This is a genomic window from Streptomyces beijiangensis, assembly GCF_017315755.1.
GTDB lineage: Bacteria > Actinomycetota > Actinomycetes > Streptomycetales > Streptomycetaceae > Streptomyces > Streptomyces beijiangensis.
Window position 1 is genome coordinate 1 of sequence record NZ_JAFLRJ010000350.1, and the last position, 6,270, is coordinate 6,270.

A 6,270-nucleotide genomic window follows, 5' to 3' on the forward strand; every position below is an offset into this window, starting at 1 on the left:
CCTGCTCCTGCTCCTGCTCCTGCACGGGCGTGACGAACGCGAGGGCGGCCTCGGGCTCGGGCGCCGTCTCCTCGTCCGGTACGGGCGTGCCCTCGGCCGGGGTGCCGTCACCGGCCACCGCCCAGGGCGCGGGGGCGCCGCCCGGCAGCGTCGCGGGAGCCTGGTGCGTCGTGAACTCCGGCACGGCCGGGACCGGTGCCTGGCGCGGGTCGAAGTCCCCTGCGTGCGGGTCCTGCACCGCCCACGGCGCGGCGGCGCCGCCCGGCAGGGTGGCCGGCCCGCGCAGCGTCGACATCGTGAACTCGCCGGAGTCCTCCGGGGCTTCGCCGTCGGCGACCGGGATCGTCCACTGTCCGGTGAGGTCACTGGCGGTCGGCTGGGGCTCGGGCTGCTGCTGTTGTTCGCCGAAGGTCCACTGGCCGGTCCGCCCCTGGTCCGGGTCGTGCACCGGCGCGGGCTCCGGTTCGGGCCACTGCGGGGCCGAAGGCGCCACGGGCACCGTCCAGGCACCGGTCGACCCCGGGTCCGTACCGGCCGCGGGGGTCAGCGGCAGGATCATCGGCGGTACGTAACCGTGCCCGGGTGCCGCGAGCGGCGAGCCCGCGGGGCCCGCCCAGTCCATGTCCTCCGGGTACTGCGGCAGCTGTACGAACGCCGTCGCCTCGGAGTCGTAGTCGCCGCCCTGCGGGACCGGCTGCCAGCCGCCCTGCCCGTGGCGCGCGTCGTTCGGGTTGTTCTCGTCGTGCGTCGTCATGCCAGCGCCCTCCCCAGTGCTCGACGGGCCAGTGCGGCAACGGTCCGCCGCAGGTGAACGACGGCCGGGGACAGCGGTGGCGCCGTCTGGTCCCCCTCGCCGACCGGGTCGGGGATGCAGGCGGCGGCGACGTACTCCCCGAAGGCGTGGAGCGCCTCCGGTGCGAGCGCCGCCCGTTCGCCGTCCCAGTCGATCAGCGAGGCGATCCACTGCTCGGCCTCCAGCGGCCGCAGCGGCATGGGCGCGATCGCGCCGACCGCGCAGCGCACACCGCGCCGCGCCGGATCGAGGACGACGGCGACGGATGCGGTGGCGCGGCCGGGTCCGGTGCGCCCGGTCGCCTTGAGGAAGACCTGGGGGGCGTGCAGCAGCGGAACCCGTACAAAACCCACCAACTCGGCGGGCTCCAGCATGTCCCGCCCCGCGAGCAGATGCGAGACGGGCGTCTCGCGCCGGGCGCCGCCCGGTCCCGCGATCACCAAGACGGCTTCCAGCGCTGCCAGTACGGGCAGCGCGTCGCCGGTCGGCGCCGCGGTGACGATGTTCCCGCCGAGCGTTCCCGCGTTACGGATCTGGGGCGGGCCCGCGGCCCGTGAAGCCGCAGCGAGCGCCGGGATCAGGGCGGCGAAGTCCGGCCGCCCCATCCGCGCGTGGGTGAGGCCCGCGCCGAGCAGCGCGTGTCCGTCCTGGTAGTGCCAGCCTCGGATCTCGCTGATGCGGCCGAGGCCGACGAGGCCCGCGGGCCTCAACAGGCCCGCGTTGACGGCCGCCATGAGGTCGGTGCCGCCCGCGACGGGCACGGCGGCGGGCATGGCGGTGAGTGCCGCCACGGCCTCGTCGAGCGAGACCGGCAGCGTCACGGCGGCCGCCGTCTGCGGTGCGTGCGTGGTCAACCCAGCTGCCCCTTCCAGGTCCGTCCCGGCTGTCAGCCGCGCTACGGCCGTACGGTACGTGCTCACAGCCCGGACGTGGCAACTCTGGCACATCTTCCGATCCGCCCGACGCGAGGGTCCGCGAAGGGCGGATCCGTACCCGTCCGAGTCGATGGTCCGTTTCGCACGGCTTGTGCCGCACGGCCCTCAACGGTCCCAGGACAGCGCCCGCCGGACACGCACCTCAGGCCACGCTCACACGTTTGGGGGCGCGCCCTCGATCGGGCGTCCGATCACACCGGGGCGCTGCTGCCACGGCAACGGGCCGCCGGGCGCCCGGTAATCGACTCCCAGCGCGTCAAGTCGGGCGTAGTGGGAGCCCATTCGGCGGTCGAAGTCGGCGTAGTCGCGCTCGGCGGAAGCGGGCAGGTCGGACCAGGCGACCTCGGCGAAGGCGGCCAGACGCGGGAACGTCTGGTAGTCCACGCGGGCCTGGTTCTCCATCACCTCGGTCCAGACGTTGGCCTGTACGCCGATGACATGAGCCGCGGCTTCCGTACTGAGCTGCGGCGGTACGGGCTCGAAGCGGTAGACGTCCTCAAGGGTCCGCACGTACGCGATCGGCACCGGTTCGTCGTCGCCGTCCGCCTGCCGGTAGTCGAGATAGACCTGCGTGTGCGGGCACATCACGACGTCGTGGCCGGCCTCGGCGGCGGCGATCCCGCCCTCGTAACCGCGCCAGGAGGAGACGGTGGCGCCGGGTGCGAGCCCGCCCTCCAGGATTTCGTCCCAGCCGATGAGACGGCGGCCGCGGTCGGCGAGCCACCGGTCGAAGTGCCGGATGAACCAGGACTGCAGCTCGTCCTCGTCGGCGAGACCGAGTTCCTTGATGCGGGCCTGGGCGGCCGGGGAGGCCTTCCACTGGTCCTTGGGGGCCTCGTCGCCGCCGACGTGGATGAAGGTCGAGGGGAAGAGACCGAGCACCTCCTCGAAGACGTCCTCGTAGAAGCGCAGGACCTCTTCGGTGGGGGCGAGGATGTTGGGGTTGATGCCCCAGGTGTCCCAGACGGTGAGGGCGGCCGTGTCCACGACGTCGGTGTTGCCGAGTTCGGGGTACGCGGCGATGACGGCCTGCGAGTGGCCGGGGATCTCGATCTCGGGGACGACGGTGATGTGGCGTTCGGCGGCGTACGCGACGATCTCGCGGATGTCGTCGTGGGTGTAGTAACCCCCGTGCGGGGTCTCGTCCCAGAGCGGCGAGTCCCGGTGCCCGCGTTTGGTGCGGGCGCGCCAGGCGCCGACCTCGGTGAGCTTGGGGTGGCGCTCGATCTCGATGCGCCAGCCCTGGTCGTCGGTGAGGTGGAAGTGGAAGACGTTGAGCTTGTGGGCGGCGAGCAGGTCGAGATGGCGCAGGACGCCGTCCTTGGGCATGAAGTGCCGGGACACGTCGAGCATCAGGCCGCGCCAGCCGAAGCGGGGGCGGTCCCGGATGACCTGCTGGGTGATGCCGCGGACCGCGTCCGGGTTCACGCACGAGCGGCGGAAGGCGTCGGCGCCGAGGAGCTGCCTGAAGGTCTGCGCGCCCCAGAAGACGCCGGCCGCGCTGCCGCCGCGGATCTCGACGCCTTCCGTGACGGAGAGCCGGTACTCCTCGGAGGCCAGCGACGGGTCGACGCGCAGCGTGAGCGTTTTGTCGGCGCCGACCGTGCCCGGCGGCAGTTCACGCCCCAGGGCGGTCCCGATCGTGGAGCGGAGCCAGCGCGCGACGCCCTCCGTGCCGGGGGCGGCGGCGAGCTTGGTGTTGGTGTCGAACAGGAAGGCGCAGCGCCAGGGGCCTTCGACGGTCCGGGGGGCCGGAATGAGATCCATGGCCCCCACCCCACCCGAACCCACCTGGAACGGCAAGAGGTCTACACCACTCCGTGACCCACAGGAGCGCCCTGTGCAACGGCGACGGCCCCCGCGGCGCGCGGCGGCGCGTCACGGGGGCCGTACGAAACCGGCTGCGGCCGGATACTGCGCAGCCTGAACACTGCGCCAGCCTGAACACTGCGCCACCCTGAACTACTTGTCCTTGCCGCCCTTGTCCTTGTCGCCGCCACCGGCGCCCATGGACTCGTAGATCTCCTTGCACATGGGGCAGACCGGGTACTTCTTCGGGTCGCGCCCCGGCACCCAGACCTTGCCGCACAGCGCGACGACGGGCGTGCCTTCCAGCGCGCTCGCCATGATCTTGTCCTTCTGGACGTAATGGGCGAAGCGCTCGTGGTCGCCGTCGCCGGAGGACACCTGCGGCGTCGGCTCTACGAGGGTCCCCGTACCTGCCCCGCGCTCGGGCTCAAGAGTGCTCATAACCGCCAAGGGTACTAGTGGGCGCCCTGCTGGTCGGGCCGCGTGCACCGGGCGTCGTGGCCGGGCTTCAGTTGAGCGACGGATCGTCCGGGTACGTCGCGATCATGGCGAGGCCGCTGCGCTGGCGCCGCAGCACCGCCCGCCAGAGGCTCTCGGGGCGCGGGAAGGAGACATCGCCGGGCTCGGAGTCCACCACGTACCAGGCGCCGTCCGCCAGCTCGTTCTCCAGCTGGCCCGGGCCCCAGCCCGCGTAACCCGCGAAGATCCGCAGGCTGCCGAGTGCGGCGACGAGCAGCTCGGGCGGGGTCTCCAGGTCGACCAGGCCGATCGCGCCGTGCACCCGGCGCCAGCCCAGGGGGCCGGTGCTGCCGGGGATCACCGCCACGCCGAGCGCCGAGTCCAGCGAGACCGGGCCGCCGCGGAAGACCACGCCGGGCTCGCCGGCCAGGGTTTCCCAGCCTTCCAGGATCGAGCCGACCTCGACCGGGGTCGGGTGGTTGAGGACGACGCCGAGCGAGCCCCTGCCGTCGTGGTCGAGGAGCAGCACCACGGCACGGTCGAAGTTCGGGTCGGCCAGGGCAGGGGTGGCCACGAGCAGCCGCCCGGTGAGCGAGGACACCTCCGTCATGGCAGACATGATCCCGCATCCGAGCCCTCCGCGGGAGGCGGTTCGGGGGCGCGACAGAAGCGCACACCGCCTGTGGCGATCCCCGCACAGAGCGTGCTGTTGCAAAGCCATGACAACCAAGGACCCCCCTTGGCCTTATGGAACGGGGGTAGTCGCCCCTTACTCTGGAAAACTGTCCCCCGTCCGTCCCCCTCCCGGAACGCGAGATTCATGACCGTCACCGACGATGTACTGCTTGTCCACGGCGGAACCCCGCTGGAGGGTGAGATCCGCGTGCGCGGCGCGAAGAACCTCGTGCCGAAGGCCATGGTCGCCGCCCTCCTGGGCAGCGGTCCGAGCCGGCTTCGCAATGTTCCCGACATCCGTGATGTGCGGGTCGTACGAGGCCTGCTGCAGCTGCACGGCGTGACGGTCCGCCCCGGTGACGAGCCGGGCGAACTGATCCTCGACCCCTCCCATGTCGAGTCCGCCAATGTCGCCGACATCGACGCCCACGCGGGTTCCTCGCGGATCCCGATCCTCTTCTGCGGCCCGCTGCTGCACCGGCTTGGCCACGCCTTCATCCCGGGTCTCGGCGGCTGCGACATCGGCGGCCGGCCGATCGACTTCCACTTCGAGGTGCTCAGGCAGTTCGGCGCGACCATCGAGAAGCGCGCGGACGGCCAGTACCTGGAGGCCCCGCAGCGACTTCGCGGTTGCAAGATCCGTCTGCCGTACCCCTCGGTCGGCTCGACCGAGCAGGTCCTGCTGACGGCCGTGCTGGCCGAAGGTGTGACGGAGCTCTCCAACGCCGCCGTGGAGCCGGAGATCGAGGACCTCATCTGCGTACTGCAGAAAATGGGCGCGATCATCTCCATGGACACCGACCGCACCATCCGCATCACCGGTGTGGACCGCCTCGACGGCTACACCCACCGCGCCCTTCCGGACCGCCTGGAGGCGGCTTCGTGGGCGTCGGCGGCGCTGGCGACCGAAGGCAACATCTACGTCCGCGGCGCCCAGCAGCGCTCGATGGTGACCTTCCTCAACACCTTCCGGAAGGTCGGTGGCGCCTTCGAGATCGACGACGAGGGCATCCGCTTCTGGCACCCGGGCGGCGCGCTCAACGCGATCGTCCTGGAGACGGACGTGCACCCCGGCTTCCAGACCGACTGGCAGCAGCCGCTCGTCGTCGCGCTGACGCAGGCCGCGGGCCTCTCCATCGTCCACGAGACGGTGTACGAGTCCCGGCTCGGATTCACCTCCGCGCTCAACCAGATGGGTGCACACATCCAGCTCTACCGCGAGTGCCTGGGCGGCTCGGACTGCCGCTTCGGCCAGCGCAACTTCCTGCACTCGGCGGTCGTGAGCGGCCCCACGAAGCTCCAGGGCGCGGATCTGGTCATCCCGGACCTGCGCGGTGGCTTCTCGTACCTGATCGCTGCGCTTGCCGCGCAGGGGACGTCGCGGGTGCACGGGATCGACCTGATCAACCGGGGCTACGAGAACTTCATGGAGAAGCTCACGGAGCTCGGAGCCAAGGTGGAACTGCCGGGCGGAGCCCTGGTCTAGGGGGCTTGGGCTGATAAGCCCCTCCGGCGATTGAGGAGCGGGGTCTGGGGCAGAGCCCCAGGGCGGGGTCGCACGGGTGCGACCAGCGTCGCGGGTTTCGGGGGCTCCGCCCC

At 71.8% G+C, this 6,270-nt stretch carries 5 protein-coding genes and 1 pseudogene; 1 reads left to right on the forward strand and 5 read right to left on the reverse strand.

The window, feature by feature from the left end; all coding sequences use genetic code 11:
- From J0695_RS30365 to J0695_RS30385, 5 genes and pseudogenes are all read right to left on the reverse strand, one after another.
- A pseudogene (locus tag J0695_RS30365) lies at window positions 1–754 on the reverse strand ((2Fe-2S)-binding protein); the annotation flags it as partial.
- Window positions 751–1,647, reverse strand: a complete 897-nt coding sequence (locus J0695_RS30370) for an FAD binding domain-containing protein (protein WP_206967431.1) — start codon at window positions 1,645–1,647, stop codon at window positions 751–753. The gene J0695_RS30370 and the pseudogene J0695_RS30365, both read right to left, overlap by 4 nt.
- A gap of 234 nt (window positions 1,648–1,881) precedes the next feature.
- The gene (locus tag J0695_RS30375; RefSeq protein WP_206967432.1) at window positions 1,882–3,495 is read right to left on the reverse strand and encodes a beta-N-acetylhexosaminidase; all 1,614 of its coding nucleotides are present in this window, start codon (window positions 3,493–3,495) and stop codon (window positions 1,882–1,884) included.
- A 195-nt stretch (window positions 3,496–3,690) separates the two neighbouring features.
- On the reverse strand, window positions 3,691–3,978 hold the full coding sequence (locus J0695_RS30380) for a DUF3039 domain-containing protein (RefSeq protein WP_206967434.1): 288 nt from the start codon (window positions 3,976–3,978) through the stop codon (window positions 3,691–3,693).
- Window positions 3,979–4,045: 67 nt separating this feature from the next.
- On the reverse strand, window positions 4,046–4,606 hold the full coding sequence (locus J0695_RS30385; protein WP_206967436.1) for a YqgE/AlgH family protein: 561 nt from the start codon (window positions 4,604–4,606) through the stop codon (window positions 4,046–4,048).
- Between the two features lie 210 nt (window positions 4,607–4,816).
- Here J0695_RS30385 and murA point away from each other — a divergent pair, with 210 nt between their 5' ends.
- A complete protein-coding gene (gene murA, locus J0695_RS30390; RefSeq protein ID WP_206967438.1) occupies window positions 4,817–6,157 on the forward strand; it encodes a UDP-N-acetylglucosamine 1-carboxyvinyltransferase in 1,341 nt (446 codons plus the stop codon).
- The last annotated feature ends 113 nt before the right edge of the window (window positions 6,158–6,270 follow it).

Excerpts from the sequence above, each read along its gene's own strand:
- J0695_RS30375 (WP_206967432.1), bottom strand. The coding sequence starts at position 3,495 with ATGGATCTCATTCCGGCCCCCCGGACCGTCGAAGGCCCCTGGCGCTGC.
- J0695_RS30380 (WP_206967434.1), bottom strand. The coding sequence starts at position 3,978 with ATGAGCACTCTTGAGCCCGAGCGCGGGGCAGGTACGGGGACCCTCGTA.
- J0695_RS30385 (WP_206967436.1), bottom strand. The coding sequence starts at position 4,606 with ATGACGGAGGTGTCCTCGCTCACCGGGCGGCTGCTCGTGGCCACCCCT.
- murA (WP_206967438.1), top strand. The coding sequence starts at position 4,817 with ATGACCGTCACCGACGATGTACTGCTTGTCCACGGCGGAACCCCGCTG.